This is a genomic window from Streptococcus oralis subsp. oralis, assembly GCF_002096595.1.
Taxonomy (GTDB): domain Bacteria; phylum Bacillota; class Bacilli; order Lactobacillales; family Streptococcaceae; genus Streptococcus; species Streptococcus oralis_D.
Genome location: NZ_NCUR01000009.1, coordinates 342,740 through 368,971, shown reverse-complemented (window position 1 = coordinate 368,971; position 26,232 = coordinate 342,740). Strand labels below are relative to the sequence as shown.

21 protein-coding genes are annotated in these 26,232 nt (G+C 41.3%); 18 read left to right on the top strand and 3 right to left on the bottom strand.

The annotated features are described in order from the left end of the window. Positions 1-41 precede the first annotated feature (41 nt). A complete protein-coding gene (gene tsf / locus B7714_RS04105) occupies positions 42-1,082 on the top strand; it encodes a translation elongation factor Ts (RefSeq protein WP_084859717.1) in 1,041 nt (346 codons plus the stop codon). A gap of 105 nt (positions 1,083-1,187) precedes the next feature. On the opposite strand, the gene cysK is transcribed toward tsf, so the two are convergent. The 3 genes from cysK to B7714_RS04090 all read right to left on the bottom strand — a co-directional run bounded on the left by cysK (position 1,188) and on the right by B7714_RS04090 (position 3,304). Continuing rightward, positions 1,188-2,114 (bottom strand): cysteine synthase A, encoded by a 927-nt coding sequence (gene cysK, locus B7714_RS04100; RefSeq protein WP_084859716.1) that lies wholly within the window; start codon positions 2,112-2,114, stop codon positions 1,188-1,190. A 96-nt stretch (positions 2,115-2,210) separates the two neighbouring features. Then, positions 2,211-2,654, bottom strand: a complete 444-nt coding sequence (locus B7714_RS04095) for a PH domain-containing protein (RefSeq protein ID WP_000863903.1) — start codon at positions 2,652-2,654, stop codon at positions 2,211-2,213. 14 nt (positions 2,655-2,668) lie between these two features. Further along, positions 2,669-3,304: a YigZ family protein gene (locus B7714_RS04090; protein ID WP_084859715.1), complete on the bottom strand. Its 636-nt coding sequence runs from the start codon at positions 3,302-3,304 to the stop codon at positions 2,669-2,671. 56 nt (positions 3,305-3,360) lie between these two features. Here B7714_RS04090 and B7714_RS04085 point away from each other — a divergent pair, with 56 nt between their 5' ends. The 17 genes from B7714_RS04085 (at position 3,361) to B7714_RS04005 (ending at position 26,231) form a co-directional block, all read left to right on the top strand. Then, entirely contained in the window at positions 3,361-4,659 is a 1,299-nt protein-coding gene (locus B7714_RS04085) for an ATP-dependent helicase ComFA (RefSeq protein WP_084859714.1), read from the top strand. Further along, positions 4,656-5,318: a ComF family protein gene (locus tag B7714_RS04080; protein WP_084859713.1), complete on the top strand. Its 663-nt coding sequence runs from the start codon at positions 4,656-4,658 to the stop codon at positions 5,316-5,318. The genes B7714_RS04085 and B7714_RS04080 overlap by 4 nt, the downstream gene beginning before the upstream one ends. Positions 5,319-5,397: 79 nt before the next feature. Further along, on the top strand, positions 5,398-5,946 hold the full coding sequence (hpf, locus tag B7714_RS04075; protein WP_000599103.1) for a ribosome hibernation-promoting factor, HPF/YfiA family: 549 nt from the start codon (positions 5,398-5,400) through the stop codon (positions 5,944-5,946). 81 nt (positions 5,947-6,027) lie between these two features. Next, entirely contained in the window at positions 6,028-7,206 is a 1,179-nt protein-coding gene (locus B7714_RS04070; protein WP_002882248.1) for an acetyl-CoA C-acetyltransferase, read from the top strand. Positions 7,207-7,363: 157 nt separating this feature from the next. Continuing rightward, complete coding sequence (locus B7714_RS04065; RefSeq protein ID WP_084859712.1) at positions 7,364-9,337, top strand: DHH family phosphoesterase; 1,974 nt, start codon at positions 7,364-7,366, stop codon at positions 9,335-9,337. After that, positions 9,334-9,786 (top strand): 50S ribosomal protein L9, encoded by a 453-nt coding sequence (gene rplI / locus B7714_RS04060; protein WP_000864211.1) that lies wholly within the window; start codon positions 9,334-9,336, stop codon positions 9,784-9,786. Before B7714_RS04065 ends, rplI begins: the two co-directional genes overlap by 4 nt. A gap of 43 nt (positions 9,787-9,829) precedes the next feature. Continuing rightward, positions 9,830-11,182, top strand: a complete 1,353-nt coding sequence (gene dnaB, locus B7714_RS04055) for a replicative DNA helicase (RefSeq protein ID WP_000852476.1) — start codon at positions 9,830-9,832, stop codon at positions 11,180-11,182. A 1-nt stretch (position 11,183) separates the two neighbouring features. Continuing rightward, on the top strand, positions 11,184-11,459 hold the full coding sequence (locus B7714_RS04050; protein WP_001278166.1) for a Veg family protein: 276 nt from the start codon (positions 11,184-11,186) through the stop codon (positions 11,457-11,459). Between the two features lie 90 nt (positions 11,460-11,549). Beyond that, positions 11,550-12,671 carry a CHAP domain-containing protein gene (locus B7714_RS04045; RefSeq protein ID WP_084859711.1) on the top strand — a complete coding sequence of 374 codons (1,122 nt, stop codon included), beginning with the start codon at positions 11,550-11,552 and terminating at the stop codon, positions 12,669-12,671. A 117-nt stretch (positions 12,672-12,788) separates the two neighbouring features. Further along, positions 12,789-15,773 carry an SIALI-17 repeat-containing surface protein gene (locus B7714_RS04040; RefSeq protein WP_084859710.1) on the top strand — a complete coding sequence of 995 codons (2,985 nt, stop codon included), beginning with the start codon at positions 12,789-12,791 and terminating at the stop codon, positions 15,771-15,773. A gap of 129 nt (positions 15,774-15,902) precedes the next feature. Continuing rightward, positions 15,903-18,536, top strand: coding sequence for a DNA polymerase I (polA, locus tag B7714_RS04035; RefSeq protein ID WP_084859740.1), 2,634 nt, complete (start codon positions 15,903-15,905; stop codon positions 18,534-18,536). A gap of 287 nt (positions 18,537-18,823) precedes the next feature. After that, complete coding sequence (locus B7714_RS04030; RefSeq protein WP_084859709.1) at positions 18,824-19,114, top strand: thiamine-binding protein; 291 nt, start codon at positions 18,824-18,826, stop codon at positions 19,112-19,114. Then, positions 19,077-19,835 carry an ABC transporter permease gene (locus B7714_RS04025; RefSeq protein WP_162284800.1) on the top strand — a complete coding sequence of 253 codons (759 nt, stop codon included), beginning with the start codon at positions 19,077-19,079 and terminating at the stop codon, positions 19,833-19,835. The genes B7714_RS04030 and B7714_RS04025 overlap by 38 nt, the downstream gene beginning before the upstream one ends. A 37-nt stretch (positions 19,836-19,872) precedes the next feature. Beyond that, positions 19,873-20,880, top strand: a complete 1,008-nt coding sequence (locus B7714_RS04020; RefSeq protein WP_084859707.1) for an ABC transporter substrate-binding protein — start codon at positions 19,873-19,875, stop codon at positions 20,878-20,880. Continuing rightward, a complete protein-coding gene (locus tag B7714_RS04015) occupies positions 20,880-21,608 on the top strand; it encodes an ABC transporter ATP-binding protein (RefSeq protein ID WP_084859706.1) in 729 nt (242 codons plus the stop codon). The genes B7714_RS04020 and B7714_RS04015 overlap by 1 nt, the downstream gene beginning before the upstream one ends. A 204-nt stretch (positions 21,609-21,812) precedes the next feature. Then, positions 21,813-25,601: a Spy0128 family protein gene (locus B7714_RS04010; RefSeq protein ID WP_239823552.1), complete on the top strand. Its 3,789-nt coding sequence runs from the start codon at positions 21,813-21,815 to the stop codon at positions 25,599-25,601. A gap of 171 nt (positions 25,602-25,772) precedes the next feature. Beyond that, positions 25,773-26,231, top strand: a complete 459-nt coding sequence (locus B7714_RS04005; RefSeq protein WP_084859704.1) for a CtsR family transcriptional regulator — start codon at positions 25,773-25,775, stop codon at positions 26,229-26,231. Position 26,232 lies beyond the last annotated feature (1 nt).

The following is a 26,232-nucleotide window of genomic DNA, read 5'->3' as shown; positions in this document are numbered from 1 at the left end:
AGCCCAGCTCTCCTATTTTTAAAAAATATAGGAGAATCAAAATGGCAGAAATTACAGCTAAACTTGTAAAAGAGTTGCGTGAAAAATCTGGTGCCGGTGTTATGGACGCTAAAAAAGCGCTTGTAGAAACAGACGGTGATATCGAAAAAGCGATTGAATTGCTTCGCGAAAAAGGTATGGCGAAGGCAGCTAAGAAAGCTGACCGTGTTGCTGCAGAGGGTTTGACTGGTGTATTTGTTAACGGTAACGTTGCAGCAGTAGTTGAAGTAAATGCTGAAACTGACTTCGTTGCGAAAAATGCTCAATTCGTTGACTTGGTAAATGCAACAGCTAAAGTAATTGCTGAAGGAAAACCAGCGAACAACGAAGAAGCTCTTGCTTTGACAATGCCTTCAGGTGAAACTCTTGAAGCTGCATATGTATCTGCGACAGCTACAATCGGTGAAAAAATCTCATTCCGTCGTTTTGCTTTGCTTGAAAAAACAGATGCGCAACACTTTGGAGCATACCAGCACAATGGTGGTCGAATTGGTGTTATCTCTGTTATTGAAGGTGGAGACGAAGCGCTTGCTAAACAAATCACAATGCACATTGCTGCGATGAAACCAACAGTTCTTTCTTACAAAGAATTGGATGAGCAATTCGTTAAAGATGAGTTGGCACAATTGAACCACGTAATTGATCAAGACAACGAAAGTCGTGCAATGGTTGGTAAACCAGCTCTTCCACACTTGAAGTATGGATCAAAAGCACAATTATCTGATGAAGTGATTGCTCAAGCAGAAGCTGACATCAAAGCTGAGTTGGCTGCAGAAGGCAAACCAGAAAAAATCTGGGACAAAATCATTCCAGGTAAAATGGACCGCTTCATGCTTGACAATACTAAAGTTGACCAAGCGTACACACTTCTTGCACAAGTATACATCATGGATGACAGCAAGACAGTTGAAGCTTACCTTGAATCAGTAAATGCTTCAGTAGTTGAGTTCGCTCGTTTTGAAGTTGGTGAAGGTATCGAGAAAGCTGCAAACGACTTTGAAGCAGAAGTTGCAGCTACAATGGCAGCAGCCTTGAATAACTAATAGAAAAGGAAGCGATTTGCTTCCTTTTTCTTTTGGTCTAGAGAGTAGATTCTGTATGAGTAAACAAAAAAAGCCCTTTAATAAGGGCTAAGTGTATTTAGGAGGCTACACTTCAAATTCATAGAGTGCTGTAGACAAATAACGTTCGCCGTTATCTGGTGCTAAAGCAAGAACTTTCTTACCTGTACCTAATTTCTTGGCAACCTCAATTGCCCCGTAAATCGCTGCAGCTGAAGAAATCCCAACAAGGAAGCCTTCTTTTCCGCCAATTTCACGGCCAAGCGCTAAAGCATCATCTGACGTTACGCGGACGATACCATCATAGGCTTTTGTATCAAGTGTTTCAGGAATAAATCCAGCTGAGATGCCTTGAATTTTGTGAGGTCCTGGTTTTTCACCAGACAAGATAGCTGACTCGTCTGCCTCAACTGCATAAACTTGAATGTTTGAATTTGCTGCTTTAAGAGCGTGAGAAACACCTGAGATCGTTCCACCGGTGCCAACACCACCTACAAAAGCATCTAGTCCATTAGAACCGAAAGCAGCCAGTATTTCAACTCCTGTTGTTCTTTCGTGTACTTCTGGGTTAGCTGGATTATTAAATTGGAGCGGAAGGAAACCGTCACGTTCAGCAGCGATTTCCTGAGCTTTGGCAATAGCCCCTTTCATTCCTTCACTACCAGGAGTAAGGACGAGTTCAGCACCATAGGCTTGGATAATCTTACGTCGTTCCACGCTCATCGTTTCAGGCATGACGATAACAACTTTATATCCTTTAGCAGCACCTACCCATGAAAGACCGATACCAGTGTTTCCACTCGTTGCTTCAACAATAGTAGCACCCGGTTTTAGAATACCATCTTGTTCCGCTTTTTCAATCATGCTAAGGGCAATACGGTCTTTGACTGAAGATCCTGGGTTAAAAGCTTCTAGTTTAACATAGACATCTGCAGCACCCTCTGGAACAATGTTGTTAAGTTTAACAATCGGTGTTTGTCCAATAAGTTCAGTGATATTGTTATAAATAGCCATAGATATACCTCTTTGTATAAGATGATACTAGTATAACGCGCTTAAGGCTATTTGTAAAATATAGAAATTCTATCAAAGTGATAGGATTTTTTTATATCAAAGGTCTAAGCCATTAATTTTTAATCGATTGTGATAAGCCAATTCTAATAAATAGGTGTAAAGAGGGAGGATGTCTGTTTTTTTAGGGAATTCAAATTTATGGAAACTCAGATGCTCATTATGTGCTTTTAGAAAGACATTTTCTAAATAAGTGATTGTAATCTCACTATCATCTATACCTGCTCCAGCAGTTTCCATTTCAACGTTTACAATGTTCATCAAAAAGAGTGACTTAACAGACACCTTGCGACCAGTGGCACCTTGCTTATCTGTAAAGATGATACGGATATTTGTAAAGATAATTGAATCTCGAATAAGTTTATATCCACTTTGAATTTCTTCATTCTCTAGTAGATATTGACCATATTCTTTGATAAGAGTCTCTTTGTTTTCCTCGCTAAAGTTTCCAGCAAGTCCTTGAATAAATTTTCCAAAAGCCATAATTTCTCCTTTTTTTACACTAAGTTTACAGGAACTTCAACCTCTCGTAAACCTTGGTCTGTTAAAGTAACCTTTCCATTAAAAAATTCCACAAGAGCAGCTTTGATATTTTCTTTCTCTTCCTTATCAACATAGATCATTGTAGCAATTTGATCTGTAAAGTTTGTATCCAGCTCCATGAGATGATGCTCTCTAAGGAAATTGCCATATTCTTGATACTGAGCGTAAGACATCTGAATGGCTATGCCAGCCTGTTCTTTGATTTCAATAATGCCAATTTCTTTGACAGCCAAGGCTACGCTACCTGCATAAGCATGAATCAAACCTCCAGCGCCTAACTTAATTCCACCAAAGTAACGAGTAACTACTACACAGACATTCGTAAGATTATGATTTTCTAAGACGCCAAGCATAGGGACTCCAGCAGTACCACTAGGTTCACCATCATCACTCGTACGTTTGATTTCACTGCGTTCCCCTACAATAAAAGCAGAGCAGTTATGGGTGGCTTTATAGTGTTCTTTTTTGATGGTAGTGATGAAGTCACGAGCCTCTTCTTCGCTATAAACACGCTTGACATGACAGATAAATCGGGATTTTTTGATTTCTTCTTGGACTTGTCCATCCTCTTTAATTGTTCTAAATTCCATGATTTAATTGTACTAAAAAAATAGCTAAAGTGCTAGATTTTTACGAATATTAAAGTATGAATGTAAATCCAAATTACCTCGGTCGCCTGTTTACTGAGAAAGAATTAACTGAAGAAGAACGACAGGAAGCAATGAGACTGCCAGCAATGAGAAAAGAGAAGGGGAAACTGTTTTGTCAACGTTGTAATAGTTCGATTCTAGAAGAATGGTATTTGCCTATTGGCGCCTACTATTGCAGGGGGTGTTTGCTGATGAAGCGAGTCAGGAGTGATCAAGCTTTATACTATTTTCCGCAGGAAGATTTTCCTAAGCAAGATGTTCTCAAATGGTGTGGTCAGTTAACCCCTTTTCAGGAGAAGGTATCAGAGGGGTTGATTCGAGCAGTCGAAAAGAAAGAACCGACTTTAGTTCATGCTGTGACAGGTGCTGGAAAGACAGAGATGATTTATCAAGTTGTAGCCAAAGTGATTGACGATGGTGGTTCAGTTTGTTTGGCCAGCCCTCGAATTGATGTGTGTTTGGAACTGTATAAGCGACTGCAGAATGACTTTGCTTGCAATATAGCGCTACTCCATGGTGAATCAGAGCCCTATTTTCGAACTCCCTTAGTAGTTGCAACAACTCATCAGTTATTAAAATTCTATCATGCCTTTGATTTGTTGATAGTTGATGAGGTAGATGCCTTTCCTTATGTTGACAACTCTATGCTTTACTATGCTGTAAAGAATAGTGTAAAGGAGGATGGATTAAGAATATTCCTTACAGCAACTTCTACAGATGAGTTAGATAGGAAGGTTCGCACAGGAGAATTAAAACGATTAAGCTTGCCAAGAAGGTTTCATGGAAATCCTTTGATTATTCCTAAACCTGTCTGGTTATCGGATTTTAATAGCTGTTTAGAGAAAAGTCAGTTGTCATCTAAGTTAAAGACCTACATTGAGAAACAGAGAAGATCAGGTTATCCATTGCTGATTTTTGCATCAGAGATTAAGAAAGGCGAAAAACTAAAAGAACTCTTGCAGGAACAGTTTCCAAATGAAAACATCGGCTTTGTGTCCTCTATCACAGAAAATCGATTAGAGCAGGTACAAGCTTTTCGAGATGGAGAGTTGACAATCCTTATTAGTACGACAATTTTGGAGCGTGGGGTCACCTTCCCTTGTGTGGATGTTTTCGTTGTAGAAGCTAATCATCGTCTCTTTACCAAGTCTAGTTTGATTCAGATTGGAGGGCGAGTTGGGCGCAGTATGGATAGACCGACTGGTGAATTGCTCTTCTTTCATGATGGATTAAATGTTGCCATCAAAAAAGCAATCAAGGAAATTAAGCAGATGAACAAGGAGGCGGGATTATGAATTGTTTACTATGTGGGCAAACTACAAAGAGTGAGTTAACTTTTAGTAGTCTCTTCCTTTTGAAGGATGACTGCAGTTATCTTTGCTCAGTTTGTGCTTCTAGTTTTGAGAAGATTGGTGAGAAATATTGTCCAAACTGTATGAAAACAGGGGTGTCAACTCAGTGTCAAGATTGTAAACTTTGGTGTAAAGAAGGAGTGCGGGTTGATCATAAGGCGATTTTTACCTATAATCAATCTATGAAAGACTTTTTCAGTTGGTATAAGTTTGATGGCGATTTTTTACTTAGAAAAGTTTTTGCTTCTGTTCTTGCTGAGGATCTGAAACAGTATAGAGGTTATCAATTTGTTGTAATTCCCCTAAGTCCTGGAAGATTGCTTGAGAGGGGGTTTAACCAAGTAGAGGGGTTGATTGAGGCAGCAGGCTTTTCCTTTAAAGATATATTAGGAAAAAGAGAAGAGAGTGCTAGTTCTTCTAAAAGCCGTTTGGAAAGGTTGGGTACTGAAATTCCATTTTTTATTAAAGATGGAATTTCACTTCCTAAGAAGATTTTGCTGATTGATGACATCTATACAACAGGGGCAACTGTGAATCGTGTGAAACGACTTTTGGAAGAAGCAGGTGCTTTGGATGTTAAAACTTTTTCCCTTGTAAGATGAGGAAAAAATTTGCAAAATGAAAATGAAAGCGTTATAATATAGTTAGAAAAACAAAAATGTTTAGAAAGAAGGTACTTATATGATTAAATATAGTATCCGTGGTGAAAACCTAGAAGTAACAGAAGCAATTCGTGATTATGTAGTTTCTAAACTCGAAAAGATCGAAAAGTATTTTCAACCTGATCAGGAGTTGGATGCACGTGTGAACTTGAAAGTTTATCGTGAAAAAACAGCAAAGGTTGAAGTAACAATTCCGCTTGGATCTATCACTCTTCGTGCTGAAGATATTTCTCAAGATATGTATGGCTCTATCGATCTTGTAACAGATAAAATTGAACGTCAGATTCGTAAAAATAAAACTAAAATCGAACGTAAGAATAAAAATAAAGTTGCGACAAGTCAACTCTTTACAGATGCTCTAGTTGAAGATGCAAATGTTGTGCAACCAAAAGTCGTTCGTTCAAAACAAATTGATTTGAAGCCAATGGATTTAGAAGAAGCCCTTCTTCAAATGGATTTATTGGGGCATGATTTCTTTATCTATGTAGATGTAGAAGATCAAACAACTAATGTTTTGTATCGCCGTGAAGATGGTGAAGTTGGCTTGTTAGAAGTGAAAGAATCATAAAATAGAATTTTTAAAGTGGTTTACACCAGTGTAAACCACTTTTGTATTGCGTTATTATAAAAGGTATAAATGGGGGCAGTTATGAAAGACGTGGTGATTGTTTCAGCAGTGCGAACTCCAATAGGCTCCTTTGGAGGAAGTTTGAAGAATGTTTCAGCAGTTGATTTGGGAGCTTTGGTTATAAAGAGAGCTTTGGAAAAAGCCAATGTCAAACCAGAGCAGGTAGACGAAGTGATTATGGGGAATGTCCTAGGCGCTGGTTTAGGACAAAATGTAGCCCGCCAAATGAGCATTCATGCTGGACTTTCTGAGTTTACACCAGCCTTTACCATCAATAAGGTTTGTGGTTCCGGTTTGAAGGCAGTGCAGTTGGCTGCTCAAGCGATTCGATGTGGCGATGCAGATATTATTGTAGCTGGTGGTGCAGAAAACATGAGTCAGGCGCCATACGTTTTGCCAAGTTTCCGTTGGGGTGGCCGTATGGGCGATTCAAAAGTGGTAGATACCATGCTTAAGGATGGTTTGTCTGATGCCTTTAACGAATACCATATGGGAATTACAGCTGAGAATGTGGCCGAAGAATATGGTGTCAGTCGAGAAGAACAAGATGCTCTTGCTTTAGAGTCACAAAAACGAGCAGTGGCGGCTATAGAATCTGGCCGCTTTAAAGAAGAGATTGTGCCAGTTGTCATTCCTCAACGCAAAGGCGATCCTATCGTTTTTGATACAGATGAATATCCTAGAAAAGATGCTAGCTTGGAGAGCTTGTCTAAGCTAGGTCCTGTTTTCAAAAAAGACGGTTCTGTCACAGCGGGAAATGCTTCAGGAATCAATGACGGGGCAGCAGCTGTCTTGATGATGAGTGCTGAAAAAGCTGAAGAATTGGGACTTCCAGTCATTGCCCGTATTCGTTCGTATGCAAGTGCAGGTTTGGATCCTAAGATGATGGGATGTGGACCGATTTATGCGACTCGCAAGGCTCTTGAAAAAGGCAAATTGACAGTTGAGGATCTCGACTTGATTGAGTCAAATGAAGCCTTTGCTGCCCAGGCTTGTGCAGTTGGGAAAACACTTGGCTTTAACACAGATATTGTCAATGTCAATGGTGGCGCCATTGCTCTTGGTCACCCAATTGGGGCTTCCGGTTGCCGAATCCTAGTGACACTGGTACATGAGATGATGAAACGTGATGCTAAAACAGGGTTAGCAACTCTCTGTATCGGAGGAGGGATGGGGACTGCTCTTATCGTGGAACGATAGGTGTTAGTAATCTGAACACGTAGGTAGGAGGGTGATGATTCTCTCCTCTTTTTGTGTCTGAGGTTAGAAGAAATCAATCATGAAAGAAGTGCTTGCATCTTTTAAAAGGTCGCTTTTTAAGGGTTTTTGTGATATAATAATGCGCAAGAGGTTTAGAATGAAAAAAAATAATTTAATCCCGTTTTCTGCAGTCTGGCTAGGACTTGCAACTTTCGGAATCTTAACTTTGCTGATTATTTTTTCACATAATCTTGCTGTAACAATCACTGTTTTGTTTTTATTTGTACTGCTTTATCTGCTTTTATTTGTATGGCAAAAAAAACAGTATGAAAAGAGCGAAATTGAACAAATCCAATATGTAAATCACCAAGCCGAAAATAGCTTGAGTACTTTGCTTGATCAAATGCCGGTGGGAGTCCTGAAATTAGACTTATCAAGCGGAGAAGTGGAATGGTTTAATCCCTATGCTGAGCTAATTTTGACTACTGAAGAAGGGGAAATTGATGTTGAGTTAATTCAAACCATCATCAAGGCTTCCGTTGGAAATCCAGGTTCGTATGCTACCTTGGGCGAAACACGGTATGCTGTCCATATGGACAAGGCTTCGGGTGTTTTGTATTTCTTTGATGTTTCTGGGGAATATGAAGCAACTGTCGAATTGGTAACTAGCCGTCCAGTCATTGGAGTCATTTCAGTAGATAACTATGATGATTTGGAGGATGCGACATCTGACTCTGATATCAGCCATATCAATAGCTTTGTAGCTAATTTTGTTTCAGAATTTGCTAGTAAGTATGCTATGTTTTCTCGCCGTGTGGGGATGGATCGTTTTTATGTATTCACAGATTACACGGTACTAGAGGAATTGATGAATGATAAATTCTCCGTTATTGATACTTTCCGAGAAGAATCAAAACAGAGGCAGCTACCCCTAACTTTAAGTATGGGATTTTCTTATGGTGATGGAAACCATGAAGAGATAGGGAAAATTGCCTTGCTCAACTTGAACTTAGCAGAAGTTCGCGGTGGTGACCAGGTGGTGGTCAAGGAAAATAACGAAACCAAGAATCCTGTCTACTTTGGTGGAGGAACTGCTGCATCTATCAAACGTACTCGTACACGTACCAGAGCCATGATGACAGCCATTTCTGATAAGATTCGAAGTGTTGACCAAGTTTTTGTAGTCGGTCATAAAAATCTAGATATGGATGCTTTGGGCTCTGCTGTTGGTATGCAGTTGTTTGCAAGTAATATTATTGAGAACAGTTATGCTGTCTATGATGCAGACCATATGCCAGCAGATATCGAACGTGCTATTCAGTTCTTGAAGAAGGAAGATGTCACGAAGCTTTTATCTCTTACAGATGCGATGAAGTTAGTTACAAACCGTTCATTATTGATTCTGGTGGATCATTCCAAGACGGTTTTGACTTTGTCAAAAGATTTTTATGATTTGTTCACTCAAACTATTGTTATTGACCATCATCGACGTGATCAGGATTTCCCTGAGAATGCCGTTATCACTTATATTGAAAGTGGGGCAAGTAGTGCGAGTGAGTTGGTCACAGAATTGATTCAGTTCCAAAATTCTAAGAAAAATCGTTTGAGTCGTATGCAGGCCAGTGTTTTGATGGCTGGTATGATGCTGGATACCAAGAATTTTACATCTCGCGTGACGAGCCGAACCTTTGATGTGGCTAGCTACCTGAGAACACGGGGAAGTGACAGTATTGCTATCCAGGAGATTGCTGCGACAGATTTTGAAGAATACCGTGAGGTAAATGAACTCATTTTACAAGGTCATAAGCTAGGTTCAGATATCTTGATTGCCCAAGCTAAGGACTCAACCGCTTATGATACGGTTGTAATCAGTAAGGCTGCCGATGCTATGTTAGCTATGTCTGGCATTGAAGCCAGCTTCGTTCTAGCAAAAAATACACAAGGATTTATCTCTATCTCGGCTCGAAGTCGTAGTAAAATCAATGTGCAACGCATTATGGAAGAGCTGGGTGGTGGAGGCCACTTTAATCTAGCAGCTGCACAAATCGAGGATATGAGTTTGTCAGAAACAGGAGAAAAATTGACTCAGCTAATCTTGGAAGAACTAAAAGAAAAGGAGAAAGAAGAATGAAAGTAATCTTTTTAGCAGATGTTAAAGGAAAAGGAAAAAAAGGTGAAATTAAGGAAGTGCCAACAGGCTATGCTCAAAACTTCCTGATTAAAAAGAATTTGGCCAAGGAAGCGACTGCTCAAGCAGTGGGTGAGTTGCGTGGAAAACAAAAATCAGAAGAAAAGGCTCATGCTGAAATGATTGCTGAAGCAAAAGCCATCAAGGCTAAGCTTGAAGCAGAAGAAACGGTTGTAGAGTTTGTTGAAAAGGTTGGACCAGATGGCCGTACATTTGGCTCCATCACTAACAAGAAAATTGCAGAAGAATTGCAAAAGCAATTTGGTATTAAGATTGACAAACGCAATATTCAAGTGCAAGCACCAATTCGAGCAGTAGGTTTGATTGATGTACCAGTGAAGATCTATCAAGATGTTACAAGCGTCATCAATCTTCGTGTAAAAGAAGGTTAAGTTTACAACTTCTTGACAAGATTGTAAAAGGAAGGAAAGTCGGATGGCAGAAGTAGAGGAACTGCGAGTTCAACCTCAGGATATTTTGGCAGAACAATCTGTTCTGGGGGCTATTTTTATAGATGAGAGTAAGCTCGTTTTTGTCCGAGAATACATTGATTCTCGTGACTTCTTTAAGTATGCTCATCGGTTGATTTTCCAAGCGATGGTAGATTTGTCGGATCGTGGGGAAGCGATTGATGCGACGACAGTTCGGACGATTTTGGATAGCCAAGGAGATCTGCAAAATATTGGTGGCTTGTCTTACCTTGTTGAAATTGTCAACTCTGTACCAACTTCAGCTAATGCGGAGTATTATGCTAAAATTGTAGCGGAAAAGGCTATGCTACGTCGCTTGATTTCCAAGTTGACAGAGTCTGTCAACCAAGCCTATGAGGCTTCTAAGCCTGCAGATGAAATCATTGCTCAGGCTGAAAAGGGACTCATTGATGTTAGCGAAAACGCCAATCGTAGTGGGTTCAAGAATATCCGAGATATTCTAAATATCAACTTTGGAAACCTAGAAGTTCGGTCACAACAAACAACGGATATCACAGGTATTGCAACGGGTTATCGAGATTTGGACCATATGACGACAGGTCTCCATGAGGAAGAACTAATTATCCTAGCGGCTCGTCCAGCGGTTGGTAAGACGGCCTTTGCTTTGAACATTGCGCAGAACATTGGGACTAAGTTGGACAAGACGGTTGCTATCTTTTCGCTGGAAATGGGTGCGGAAAGTCTAGTAGACCGTATGTTGGCGGCCGAAGGCTTGGTGGAGTCTCATTCTATCCGTACGGGTCAATTGACTGATGAGGAGTGGCAAAAGTATACCATTGCTCAAGGGAATCTAGCCAACGCGAGTATCTATATCGATGATACACCAGGGATTCGGATCACGGAAATTCGTTCACGCTCACGCAAACTGGCTCAAGAAACAGGCAATCTAGGCTTGATTTTGATTGACTACCTACAGCTTATCACAGGTACTGGTCGTGAGAACCGCCAACAAGAAGTCTCTGAAATTTCTCGTCAGTTGAAAATTCTAGCTAAGGAGCTAAAAGTTCCAGTCATTGCTCTTAGTCAGTTATCTCGTGGAGTGGAACAGCGTCAGGATAAGAGACCAGTCTTGTCTGATATTCGTGAATCGGGTTCTATCGAGCAGGATGCGGATATCGTAGCCTTTCTATACCGTGACGACTACTATGATCGTGCGGGTGAAGAAGAGGAAGGAATTCCAAATAACAAGGTAGAGGTTATCATCGAGAAAAACCGTAGTGGAGCTCGCGGAACGGTGGAATTGATTTTCCAAAAAGAATACAATAAATTTTCAAGTATCTCAAAGAGGGAGGCATAAGATGTCAGATGCATTTACAGATGTAGCCAAGATGAAAAAAATAAAAGAAGAGATCAAGGCACATGAGGGACAAGTCGTTGAAATGACTTTGGAGAATGGCCGTAAGCGCCAAAAAAATCGATTGGGTAAGCTAATTGAGGTTTATCCATCTCTATTTATCGTTGAATTTGGGGATGTTGAAGGAGATAAACAAGCTAATGTCTATGTTGAATCCTTCACCTACTCAGATATCTTGACAGAAAAGAACTTGATTCGCTATCTAGACCAAGAATCATAAAATGAAGTGAGCTTTGCTCACTTTTTTCTTTTTCTCCCGAATAGTATAAACGAGGGTAACCTCGGAAATTTATATTATTAAGGAGAATGAATGACGTTTTTTAAATCAGGAGTTAAGAAGAGTAAATGTACTCAGTTGGGTGTAGGGCTGGCTACTTTGTTGGTTACGAGTGCTTTTTTGTTTGGTGGGGAATCGGTTCAGGCTGACAGTGTAGCGCGTGGAGATGACTATCCGCTTCACTACAAAAATGGTAGTGTTGAAATCGATCAGTGGCGGATGTATTCTCGCCAGTGTACGTCTTTTGCAGCCTTTCGTTTGAGTAGTGTAAATGGCTTTGAGATTCCTCCTGCCTACGGAAATGCGAATGAATGGGGGCATCGTGCTCGTCGTGAAGGTTATCGTGTGGATACTAAGCCAGAAGTTGGGGCTATTGCTTGGTCGACAGAAGGTTATTATGGGCACGTGGCCTGGGTATCAAATGTATCAGGGGATACGATTGAGATCGAAGAGTATAATTATGGGGTTCGAGAAAAGTATAACCGTCGAAAGGTCAAGGCTAGTTCGATGACAGGTTTTATTCATTTCAGGGATTTATCTGCTAGCCATAGTGCGGGTGAGAATGCTCGTAGCTCAGAACTTCCGTCTAGTGGGACAATAGTATTCACGGGGGAATCGCCTATTATGGACCAACCGTCAAGTACAGGACAGGTTATTGACTACTATTATGCTGGTGAGAGTGTGAGCTATGACCAGGTTATTGAAAAGGATGGTTATAAGTGGCTCGGTTATTTGTCTTATAGCGGTTCTAGAAGATATGTGCAGTATGCAGAGCTAAGCAATACAGAAAAAGGCTGGAAAAAAGAAGGAGGGAGTTGGTATTACCGAGAGAATGGTAAGCTAGCGACTGGATGGAAAAAGGTCAATGGCAATTGGTATCGTTTAAAAGAAAATGGGGTCATGTCAACTGGCTGGATTAAGGATGGCTCTTACTGGTATTACCTGAAGGCTTCGGGTGAGATGCAGACGGGCTGGCTTAAAGACAAGGGAACTTGGTATTACTTAGAGGAATCTGGTCGGATGAAAGCTAGTCAATGGTTCCAAGTCTCGGGCAAATATTACTATGTCGATGCTTCGGGAGCCTTAGCTGTTAATACGATTATTGATGGCCACAGACTCGACAGTGATGGGGTAAGAACAGGAAGTATTTCTTAAACATCGTACAGACTTTCTTCTTGTTTATAAAATTTTAAAAGCTATAACAAATTAGTTGACGCTCATTAAGTAGTATAATATAATAATATTAAAAAACTATAAGAGGGGCTTTGTCTAATGGACAAGAAGAAAGTTATTTTAACAAGTTTAGCAAGTGCAGCTGTATTGGGAGCTAGTGTACTCGTTTCACAGCCTTCAGTAGTTAAGGCAGATGAAGGGAAAGCAGAAGAGCAGGCAGTTGCTCCTGCACAACCACAAGCTGGAACAGAAGGGGAGAGCGGTGCTCAAACTGAAAAGGGATCAGAAAACGCTAGTCCAGCTAATCCTGGTGCGACAAATCCAGCTAAAATGACCAAAGAAGAGTTGATGAAGGCTTTGGATGAACTTGAGGAACAGGCTATTAGTGATATTAAGGATAAGGAAGCAATTGAGGACAAAGAGGCTGCAACTGAAGCTGTGAAGGAATATATCGGTAAGATGTATATTTCAGACACTCTTGAGTCTGGAGAGCTCAGCCTAGATAATATCATCGCTGAATTGCCAGAAGGTGCAGAAGATAAGGCTGTGGTAACAGGTCCTGAAGCTCAAACTAATAAAAAATTATCTACTGAGGAGAAGGCTCTACTAGACCAGGCTGAAAAAGATGCCAAAGAACAAGTTTCTCAAGCGACGGATGCTCTGGTTCAAGCCCTAGCATCTCTTGAAAATGCTGTAATTGAAGATATTAAAAAAGACGCTTCAATCACCGATAAAGAAACGGCCATCAAAGAAGCCAAAGAAGAGATCGGTAAAGAAGACCTTTTGAAGGCTATCGCAGATGAGGATTTGGAGATTGGTGATGTTATTGTAGACTGGCCAGCAGATACGAGCGAGCACAAAACAGTAGTTGAACCTGTATCAGAATTCACAGATGAAGACCAAGCTAAGTTAGACGAAGCTGATAAAGAGGCTCAGGTTGATGCAGCTAAAGTTCGCTCAGATTTAATCGCTACCCTAGAAAAAATTGAAAGAGAGACAATCGACGACATCAACAAAGATGCCACTATCACTGATAAGGAAGCAGCAATCAAGGCAGCTAAAGAAGTGATTGACAAGGACGGCATCTTGAAAGCCATCGAAGAAGGTGACATTGATGCCTCAGACTTGTTAGATGATTTCTTGGCAGAAGACAGCGATCAGGTGACACCGGCCGAAGCGCTGAGTCAAGACGATTTCTCAAGCCAAGACCAAGCTAAACTTGCTGCAGCGGACAAGGAAGCAGCGGAAGAAGCTAAGAAAGAAGAGGCTAAACAAGCTACAGAAGCAAAGGCTCACAGCGAATTGTTGTCTGCCCTTGAAGGTATCGAAAAATCAACCATAGACGACATCAACAAGGATGCCACTATCATTGATAAGGAAGCAGCGATTAAGGCGGCTAAAGAAGTGATTGGCAAGGATGCCATCTTGAAAGCCATCGAAGAAGGAGATATTGAAGCGTCCGACTTATTGGCAGATTTCTTGGCAGAAGACAGTGAACAAGTAACACCGGCCGAATCAAAAACTCAATCTCAACTTTCAAGCCAAGACCAAGCAAAACTTGCAGCAGCAGATAAGGGAGCGGCGGAAGAAGCAGCAAAAGTTCGCTCAGATTTAATCGCTACCCTAGAAAAAATCGAAAAATCAACCATAGACGACATCAACAAGGATGCCACTATCACTGATAAGGAAGCAGCGATTAAGGCAGCTAAAGAAGTGATTGGTAAGGAAGCTATCTTGAAAGCTATCGAAGATGGCGATATCGAAGCGTCAGATTTGCTAGATGATTTCTTGGAAGAAGAAAGTGAACAAGTAACACCGGCCGAATCGGTGAGCCAAGAAGATTTCTCAAGCCAAGACCAAGCAAAACTTGCAGCAGCAGATAAGGGAGCGGCGGAAGAAGCAGCAAAAGTTCGCTCAGATTTAATCGCTACCTTAGAAAAAATTGAAAAAGAGACAATCGACGACATCAACAAAGATGTCACTATCACTGATAAGGAAGCGGCGATTAAGGCGGCTAAAGAAGTGATTGGCAAGGAAGCCATCTTGAAAGCCATCGAAGATGGCGACATCGAAGCCTCAGACTTGTTAGATGATTTCTTGGCAGAAGACAGCGATCAGGTGACACTGGCCGAAGCAAAAACTCAATCTCAACTTTCAAGCCAAGACCAAGCTAAACTCACTGCGGCTGACAAGGAAGCGGCGGAAGAAAATAGTAATGCGAAAAAACTTGAGCTAAGCAAATTAGAAGAGCAAGCTGCCAAGATTAAAGCGCAATTATCAAGTTTACAAGTTTCTGGTGACAAGAATAGTCAAGTCAAAGACTTGCAACAAGCTTTAGCAGACTATGAGGATGCTGTTAAGATTCTAAGTAGTGTTATGTCAGCTGTTCTTGAAATTGAAGACTTTAAAGGTGGGGTGAACGCAGTAGAAGCTGCAACTGCAGAGTTGCCAGAATACAACAAAGGTGTAAATGCGGTAGAAGCTGCTGTAAATGAACTCCCAGCCTACGCAGAAAGTGGCGCTCCAGTCGTAGCGAACGTTCCAGCTTACGGAGAAAGCGGAACACCAATAGTAAACAACACTCTTTCTTATGCAGAAAGTGGCGCTCCAGCCGTAGCGAACGTTCCAGCTTACGGAGAAAGCGGTACACCAATAGTAAACAATACTCTGCCTTATGCAGAAAGTGGCGCCCCAGCCGTAGTGAATGTTCCAGCTTACGGAGAAAGCGGTACACCAATAGTAAACAATGCTCTTCCTTATGGAGAAAGTGGTGCCCCAGCCCTAGCAAATGTTCCAGTTTATGCAGAAAGTGGTGCTCCGGCAGTGACTACTATTCCAGCCTATGCTGAAAAGATTGAACCTGCAGTAAATGAAGTTCCAGAATACACTGGCAGTGTAGCTCCTTTGGCTACAAATCCTACTCTCGGAACGAAACAAGATCGTACCTACAAAGCGCCTGCAGCAACGGATGAACAACTCCTTCCAAATACAGGAAGCAAAGATGCTTCAGCAATCGCATCGCTAGGATTTGTTGGTCTCCTTCTTGGTTTGCTACCATTTGCAAAGAGAAAATTAAACAAATAAATCGCATGAAATCAATAAAAGAAAAGGATTTGAATAGTCCTTTTCTTTTTTATGGTGAAATAGGGACAAGTCCACGTTTTTCAGCTCTTTCCGATGGTATTTTTCCTTGCTTTCCTTTATAATGGGTGTATGGACAAGAAAAAATTATTATTAATTGATGGATCTTCAGTTGCTTTTCGAGCTTTTTTTGCGCTCTATCAGCAGTTGGATCGTTTTAAAAATGCTAATGGCCTTCATACCAATGCAATCTATGGCTTTCAACTCATGTTGAATCATGTCTTAGAGCGGGTTGAGCCCAGTCATGTTTTGGTAGCCTTTGATGCAGGTAAGACGACTTTCCGAACAGAGATGTATGCAGACTACAAGGGTGGCCGTGCTAAAACTCCAGATGAGTTTCGTGAGCAATTCCCCTTCATTCGTGAGTTGTTAGACCATCTTGGGATTCGCCATTATGAGTTGGCCCAGTATGAAGCCGATGATATCATCGGGACCCTAGGTCGTTTAGCTGAGAAGGATTCTTTTGATGTGACAATCGTTAGTGGAGATAAGGATTTGATCCAGTTGACGGACGAGCATACGGTGGTCGAGATTTCCAAAAAAGGTGTGGCTGAGTTTGAGGCCTTTACGCCGGACTATCTCATGGAAAAGATGGGCCTCACGCCAGCTCAGTTCATTGATCTTAAGGCCCTGATGGGGGATAAGTCTGATAATATCCCTGGCGTCACTAAGATTGGTGAAAAGACGGGCATCAAGCTCTTGCTAGAACACGGATCGCTAGAGGGTATTTATGAAAATATCGATGGGATGAAGGCTTCTAAGATGAAGGAAAATCTCATCAATGACAAGGAACAAGCCTTCCTGTCTAAAACCTTGGCGACTATTGAGACAAATGCACCGATTGAGATTGGCCTTGATGATTTGCTCTATAATGGCCCAGATGTGGAAAATCTCGGGAAATTCTACGAGGAGATGGGCTTCAAACAGCTCAAACAAGCTTTAAATATTTCGTCAACGGATGCGCCTGAGAGCTTGGACTTCACTATTGTTGACCAAGTCAGTCAAGACATGCTGAGTGTCGACTCTATCTTCCATTTTGAACTCTTTTGGGAAAACTACCATACAGATGACTTGGTTGGTTTTGCCTGGTCTTGCGGAGATAAACTTTACGCTACAGACAAACTTGAGCTCTTGCAGGAGCCGTTTTTCAAGGAATTTTTAGAAAAAACACCTCTAAAAGTGTATGACTTTAAGAAAGCGAAGGTTCTTTTAAATCGCTTGGGCTTGAATTTGCAGGCTCCTGCTTTTGACAGTCGTTTGGCCAAATACCTTCTCTCTACTGTCGAGAATAATGAAATTTCAACCATTGCGAGTCTTTATGGTCAGACTTACATAGTCGACGATGAGACCTTCTACGGCAAGGGTGTCAAGAAAGCCATCCCTGAGAGAGAGAAATTCTTGGAGCATTTGGCTCGCAAGGTTGCAGTATTGGTTGAGACTGAGCCGGTTTTACTTGAAAAACTCAGTGAACATGGACAGTTAGATCTCCTCTATGACATGGAGCAACCTCTGGCTTTTGTCCTTGCTAAGATGGAAATCGCTGGGATCAAGGTCGAAAAAGAAACCCTACTTGAGATGCAGGCTGAAAATGAGGTCGTCATTGAGCAACTCACTCAAGAGATTTACGAACTGGCTGGTGAGGAGTTTAATATCAACTCGCCTAAGCAGTTGGGCGTCCTTCTCTTTGAAAAACTCGGTCTTCCTCTAGAATACACCAAGAAAACCAAGACAGGTTACTCAACAGCCGTGGATGTGTTAGAGCGCTTAGCTCCTATTGCCCCAATCGTTAAAAAAATTCTAGACTACCGTCAGATTGCTAAGATTCAATCTACCTATGTGATTGGCTTGCAGGACTGGATTTTGGATGATGGCAAGATCCACACCCGCTATGTGCAGGATTTGACTCAGACTGGGCGTTTGTCTAGTGTGGATCCAAACTTGCAAAATATTCCTGTGCGTTTGGAACAAGGCCGTCTCATTCGTAAGGCTTTTGTGCCAGAGTGGGAGGATAGTGTACTGCTCAGCTCGGACTATTCACAGATTGAGTTGCGCGTTTTGGCTCATATCTCTAAGGATGAGCATCTGATTAAGGCCTTTCAAGAGGGAGCAGATATCCATACCTCGACGGCCATGCGGGTCTTTGGAATTGAACGTCCTGAGGATGTGACTCCAAATGACCGTCGTAATGCCAAGGCTGTGAACTTCGGAGTGGTTTACGGGATTTCAGACTTTGGTTTGTCTAATAATCTGGGCATCAGCCGTAAGGAAGCCAAAGCCTACATTGACACTTACTTTGAACGCTTCCCAGGTATTAAAAACTACATGGATGAGGTGGTGCATGAGGCGCGTGATAAGGGCTATGTAGAGACTCTCTTCAAGCGTCGTCGTGAGTTGCCAGATATTAATTCGCGCAACTTTAACATTCGTGGTTTTGCAGAGCGGACAGCTATCAACTCCCCTATCCAGGGATCTGCAGCAGATATTCTCAAAATTGCTATGATACAACTAGATAAGGCTTTAGTAGCGGGCGGTTATCAGACCAAGATGCTCTTGCAAGTGCACGATGAAATCGTCCTCGAGGTTCCGAAATCAGAACTAGCAGCCGTCAAAGTATTAGTGAAACAAACCATGGAAGAAGCCATCCAACTCAGTGTTCCCCTTATCGCAGATGAAAATGAAGGGGCAACCTGGTACGAGGCTAAATAAGGAAGTTAAGAAAGAGTTTGAAGCATTTGCCTTCAAACTCTTTTTCATAGTTTTCTGTAAGCAGTTTCCTTGACTTTTCCTTGACTTTTCCTTGTATTTGCGTTACTATATTTCCATATAAGATATGGGAGTCTGTGTACAGTCTGAGAGGAAGTGTTAAACTTCGACCGCACCTGATCTGGGTAATGCCAGCGTAGGGAACGATACTTAGCCGAATTCTGCACCTTTTCCATATATGGAAGGGGTTTTCTTTTTGTCAAAAGGAAACCTGAGAAAAGGAGGTCTTTATGAAAGCAAGCATTGCCTTGCAAGTCTTGCCCTTATCACAGGGGATTGATCGAATTGCTATTATCGATCAGGTTATTGCTTATCTGCAAGCTCAGTCCGTGACCATGGTGGTGACACCCTTTGAAACGGTCTTGGAAGGGGAGTTTGATGAGCTCATGCGCATTCTCAAAGACGCGCTAGAAGTGGCAGGGCAGGAGGCAGATAATGTCTTTGCCAATGTCAAAATAAATGTAGGAGAGATTCTAAGTATTGATGAGAAACTTGAAAAGTATACTGAGACGTCACATTAGTCTATTTGGTTTTCTAGGAGTCTTGTCAATCTGGCAGTTAGCGGGAATATTCAAACTTTTACCCAAGTTTATCCTGCCAACCCCTTTTGAAATTCTCCAGGCCTTTGCTCGTGACAGAGAATTTCTCTGGCACCATAGCTGGGCGACCTTGAGAGTGGCTTTGCTAGGTCTAGTCTTAGGAGTCTTGATTGCCTGTCTGATGGCAGTGCTTATGGACAGTTTAACTTGGCTCAATGATCTTATCTATCCCATGATGGTGGTTATCCAGACCATTCCGACCATTGCCATAGCGCCTATCTTGGTCTTGTGGTTGGGTTATGGGATTTTACCCAAGATTGTCTTGATTATTCTGACGACAACCTTCCCTATCATTGTTAGTATCTTGGACGGTTTTAGGCATTGTGACAAGGATATGCTGACCTTGTTTAGTCTGATGCGAGCAAACCCTTGGCAAATCCTTTGGCATTTTAAAATCCCGGTCAGTCTGCCCTACTTTTATGCAGGTCTGAGGGTCAGTGTCTCCTACGCCTTTATCACAACCGTGGTGTCTGAGTGGTTGGGAGGTTTTGAAGGACTAGGTGTCTACATGATTCAGTCCAAGAAACTGTTTCAATATGATACTATGTTTGCCATTATTATTCTGGTGTCGATTATCAGTCTTCTAGGTATGAAGCTGGTCGATATCAGTGAAAAATATGTGATTAAATGGAAACGTACTTAAAATAGAGCGTTTTTGAAAAAGAAAAGAGGAAATGAAAATGAAGAAAACATGGAAAGTGTTTTTAACGCTTGTAACAGCTCTTGTAGCTGTCGTGCTGGTGGCCTGTGGTCAAGGAACTGCTTCTAAGGACAACAAAGAAGCAGAAGTTAAGAAGATTGACTTTATCCTAGACTGGACGCCAAATACCAACCACACAGGACTTTATGTAGCCAAGGAGAAAGGCTATTTCAAAGAAGCTGGAGTAGATGTTGACTTGAAATTGCCACCAGAAGAAAGCTCATCTGACTTGGTGATCAATGGCAAGGCGCCATTTGCTATCTATTTCCAAGACTACATGGCTAAGAAATTGGAAAAAGGGGCAGGAATCACTGCTGTTGCCGCTATCGTTGAGCACAATACATCAGGAATCATCTCACGTAAATCGGACAATGTCAGCAGTCCAAAGGACTTGGTTGGGAAGAAATACGGAACCTGGAATGACCCGACTGAGCTTGCTATGTTGAAAACCTTGGTGGAATCTCAAGGTGGAGACTTCGAGAAGGTCGAAAAAGTACCAAACAACGACTCAAACTCCATCACACCAATTGCCAATGGCGTCTTTGACACTGCTTGGATCTACTACGGTTGGGATGGTATCCTTGCTAAATCTCAAGGCGTAGACGCTAACTTCATGTACTTGAAAGACTATGTCAAGGAATTTGACTACTACTCACCAGTTATCATCGCAAACAACGACTATCTCAAAGATAACAAGGAAGAAGCTCGTAAAGTTATCCAAGCTATCAAAAAAGGCTACCAATACGCTATGGAACATCCAGAAGAAGCTGCAGATATCCTCATCAAGAATGCTCCCGAACTCAAGGAAAAACGTGATTTCGTCATCGAATCGCAAAAATACTTGTCAAAAGAATACGCAAGCGACAAGGAAAAATGGGGACAATTTGACGCAGACCGTTGGAATGCCTTCTACAAGTGGGATAAAGAAAATGGTATCCTAAAAGAAGACTTGACAGATAAAGGCTTCACTAACGAATTTGTAAAATAATGACAGAAATTAGACTAGAACACGTAAGCTATGCCTATGGCGATGAAAAGATTTTAGAGGACATCAACCTGCGGGTGACTTCGGGTGAAGTCGTTTCTATCCTAGGTCCAAGTGGTGTTGGAAAGACCACTCTCTTTAACCTAATCGCTGGGATTTTAGAAGTCCAGTCTGGGCGAATTGTCCTTGACGGCGAGGAAAATCCTAAGGGGCGCGTGAGTTATATGTTGCAAAAGGATCTACTCTTGGAGCACAAGACGGTGCTTGGCAATATCATTCTGCCTCTCTTGATTCAAAAGGTGGATAAGGCGGAAGCCGTTGCCCGAGCGGATGGTATCCTTGCGACCTTCCAGTTGACAGCTGTACGGGACAAGTATCCTCACGAACTCAGTGGAGGGATGCGTCAGCGTGTGGCCTTGCTTCGTACCTATCTTTTCGGACACAAGCTCTTTCTTCTTGACGAGGCTTTTAGCGCTTTGGATGAGATGACCAAAATGGAACTCCACGCTTGGTATTTGGAGATTCACAAGCAGTTGCAGCTGACGACCCTCATCATCACACATAGTATCGAAGAGGCCCTCAATCTTAGCGACCGCATCTATATCTTGAAAAATCGCCCTGGGCAGATTGTTTCAGAAATTAAACTAGATTGGTCTGAAGACGAGGACAAGGAAGTTCAAAAGATTGCCTACAAGCGACAAATCTTAGCAGAATTGGGATTAAATACGTAGCCTTTTAGGAAATTAGTATATATTAAATACAAGCGAAATTCTTGCCTGTATTTAATTGTTTCAAAGCTGATGAACATGCATGATTGGGCTTATTATTTAAAAAAATGGTAAGTTAATATAAAAATAATTAAATTTTAGTTGACATTTTGTAATGGAACTGTATAATATAATTGAACCATTATAGACAATAAGGAGGATAATGTGGTGAAAAAGAGAACTAGTAAACTCTTTCATGGCTTGATGACCTTGCTGCTAGTAGTGTCAGTTTTTCTACCTGCACTCAAAGTTAGCACTGTTGTTCAAGCGGAGGAACTACCAGCAAGCAGTTATACAATGAAAACTGTTTCAACAATCAACAATAACAAACTTGTTGATGGCGCTAAGTACGGGGAAGGTAAATTCTATCTTCAACCAACTTATAGTTTCCCCAACGAAGTAACCCTCAAAGATGGGGATTACATGGTGTATCATGTTCCAAACGAATTTAAGATTGAAAAAGATTCTGTTACGGAATTGAAAGCACCAGATGGGCAAACAACTATTGCTGAATTGACAACTAGTAGAGCAGATAACACAGCTACTGTCAAAGTAACAAATGCTGCTTACTTTGCTAATTTGTCAGAGAACAAGGAAATTAAAGCTTTGTTTACAGTCGTTTGGGCAGATAGTGTTAAATTAAACACTCCTTATCAAATTGATATCCCAGGTGACCAAGTTTACACTTTGACTCGTATCGTCCCAGATGATGACCCAACTGGATTTACTAAATGGGGAGTTCAAGACTCAGACGATCCTAACTATGTAAACTGGCGTATCCGTGTTAACCGTTATGCAAAATCTTACACAGGGGTTAAACTCGAAGATACTATTCCAGAAGGACAAGTTCTTGCGAGTGAAATTACTGGTTACTACTTTACTGAGTGGAACAAAGCTGAAGCTCGTCCAAAACTAGAAGCTGCCCATATCAACGTTGTTGATGGAAATCACTTTACAATCACTCCAAACGGTGATGGTACAATGGACGGACAAGGTCTCTATATCCTATATAAAACTCGTCTAACTGCTCCTGTTGACAATGCAACTAAAAAAGCATTCAACGATGTAAAAGCGACAACCGATCAAGAAACATTTGATGTTCATGGATTTGCTCCTTTGACAACTACGGAAGGTATCGGTTCAGGTGCGAAGTCTGATGAGGTTGAATTCCAAGTTAAGAAAAAACTTGAAGGAAAAACTCTTGAGGCAGATGCATTTACTTTCCAATTGATTGCTCCAGATGGAACTATCAAAGAAGCTAAGAATGATGCTGAAGGAAATATTAAATTCCCAACAGTTAAATTCTCTAATGAAGGTACATTCAAATACCAAATTAAAGAAGTAAATGACAACAAACCTGGCTATACATACGATGATTCAGTACTTGAAGCAGAAGTTACTGTAGCAAACGTGTATGGTCAAAAGATTGCAAGCGTTAAATACAAAGATTCTAAGAAAGAATTTACAAACTCATACGCTGCTAAAGAAGCAAAACTTCAACTTGAAGCTAAGAAAGTCTTGAATGGTAAAGCTATTGAGGCTGGCCAATTTGAATTTGAGTTGAAAGAAAACGGAACAGTTCTCCACACTGTTTCAAACGATGCAAACGGTAAGATTCAATTCCCAGAACTTACGTTCACAAAAGAAGAAACTCGTACATTCACTATCGCTGAAAAAGCAGGTGATGTAGCCGGAGTTGAATACGACCCGAATGCTTATGAAGTAAAAGTAGTCGTTAAAGATAACGGTCAAGGTCAACTTGTCGCAACTGCAACAGGTGCTGAAAACCTTACTTTCACGAACGTTTATAAAGCTAAACCAGCAAAAGCTACCATCACAGCTACTAAAGTCTTGAATGGTAAAGAGCTTGAAGCTGATAAATACGAATTCGAACTTAAAGAAGGTGACAAAGTCGTTGCGACAGCTAAAAACGCTGCAGACGGTACTGTGACTTTCAAAGACATTGAGTACGCAGCAGTAGAAAACCACACTTACACTATCTCTGAAAAAGCAGGTAGCGAAGGGGGTGTGACATACGACACTGCTAAACACGAAGTTAAGGTAGCAGTTACAGATAACGGCCAAGGTCAATTTGTTGCAACTGTTACAGGTAACAACCCAACCTTCACCAATACCTATAAAGCAGCTCCAGCAAAAGCTACTATCACAGCTACTAAAGTCTTGGATGGTAAAGCTCTTGAAGCTGATAAATACGAATTCGAACTTAAAGAAGGTGACAAAGTCGTTGCAACAGCTAAAAACGCTGCAGACGGTACTGTTACTTTCAAAGACATTGAGTACGCAGTAGCAGGTGACCACACTTACACTATCTCAGAAAAAGCAGGTAGCGAAGCAGGTGTGACATACGATGAATCTACTCACAATGTAACAGTGAACGTTACAGATAACGGGGAAGGAAAACTTGTTGCAGATGTAAAAGACAACAACCCAACCTTCACCAACACTTATAAAGCAGCTAAAACAAGTGCAACGATCACGGCTAAGAAAGCCTTGAATGGTAAAGCTCTTGAAGCTGATAAATACGAATTCGAACTTAAAGAAGGTGACAAAGTCGTTGCAACAGCTAAAAACGCTGCCGACGGAACTGTTACTTTCAAAGAAATCGAATACAATGAAGCAGGTGACCACACTTACACTATCTCAGAAAAAGCAGGTAGCGAAGCAGGTGTGACATACGATAAATCTACTCACAATGTAACAGTAAAAGTTACAGATAACGGGGAAGGAAAACTTGTTGCAGATGTAAAAGACAACAACCCAACCTTCACTAACACTTATAAAGCAACTTCAACAACAGCTACTATCACGGCTACTAAAGTCTTGAATGGTAAAGCTCTAGAAGCTGGTAAATATGAGTTTGAACTTAAAGAAGGTGACAAAGTCGTTGCGACAGCTAAAAATGCTGCAGATGGCACTGTTACTTTCGAAGCGATCGAATACGCAGCAGCAGGTGACCACACTTACACTATCACTGAAAAAGCAGGTAGCGAAGCAGGTGTGACTTACGATACTACTAAACACGAAGTTAAGGTAAACGTTACAGATGATGGTGCAGGTCAACTTGTTGCAACTGTTACAGGTAACAACCCAACCTTCACCAACACTTATAAAGCAGCTTCAACAACTGTAAACATCACGGCTACTAAAGTCTTGAATGGTAAAGCTCTTGAAGCCGGTAAATATGAGTTTGAACTTAAAGAAGGTGACAAAGTAATCGGAACAGCTACAAACGCTGCAGACGGTACAGTTGCTTTCGAAGGTATCGAATACAAAGAAGCAGGTAGCCACACTTACACTATCTCAGAAAAAGCAGGTAGCGAAGCAGGTGTGACATACGACACTGCTACACATAAAGTGACAGTTGAAGTTGTTGATAACGGTGCAGGCAAACTTGTTGCGACTGTAACTGACAACAACCCAACCTTCACAAATACTTATGTTGCATCTTCTACACAAGTAACTTTCACAGCTAAGAAAGTCTTGAAAGGTGATAAAGAGCTTGTAAAAGGTCAATTTAAGTTTGAACTTAAAGAAGGTGACAAAGTCGTTGAGACAGCTACAAACGCTGCAGACGGTACTGTTACTTTCACAGCAATTGAGTACAAAGAAGCAGGTGAGCACACTTACACTATTACTGAAGTAAAAGGTAAGGATGAGAATATCAAATATGATGAAAATTCTTACGAAGTGACAGTAAAAGTGACAGATAATGGTGCAGGTCAACTTGTAACAGAAGTTACAGGTAACAACCCAACAATCACTAACACGTATACTGAACCGAAAAAAGAAGAACCTAAGGAAGAACCTAAGGGTGAACAGCCTAAGGGAGATTTGCCAAACACTGGTGGAGCAGACTTTACAGCATTCTCTACTATTCTTGGTCTAGTTCTTGCAGCTTTGGCAGGACTTGTATACCGTGCTAAAAAAGTTGACTAATCTTAACTTTGAATAAAGCAAAAAGATGGTGACCGTTTTACGGTCCCATCTTTTTGTTTTGGATATTTTATAATAATCTTCGCAACTTGTTCCCTTTTTCTTTAAAAAAATCAAAAATTTCGGTATAATAGTCAAAGATAGTCAAGGTTCAAAGAAGGAGTTTGATTTACTATGAGATTTAAAAATATATCAGATCATATCGAAGCCTATATCAAGGCAATTTTAGACCAATCTGGTATCGTGGAATTGCAGCGGAGCCAGTTGGCAGATACCTTTCAGGTTGTGCCAAGTCAGATCAACTATGTCATCAAGACCCGCTTTACGGAAAGTAGAGGTTACTTGGTTGAGAGCAAGCGTGGTGGCGGAGGCTACATTCGCATCGGACGGATTGAGTTTTCCAATCATCATGAGATGCTCCGCGATTTGCTTTACTCGATTGGTGAGCGAGTTAGTCAGGAGATTTATGAGGATATTCTCCAGCTTTTGGTGGAGCAGGACTTGATGACCAAGCAGGAGATGACCTTGCTGGCATCTGTGGCAACGGATCGTGTCCTAGGGGAAGAATCTTCAGTTGTCCGTGCCAATATGCTCCGACAGCTATTACAAGAGGTAGATAGAAAAGAGAAGTAAG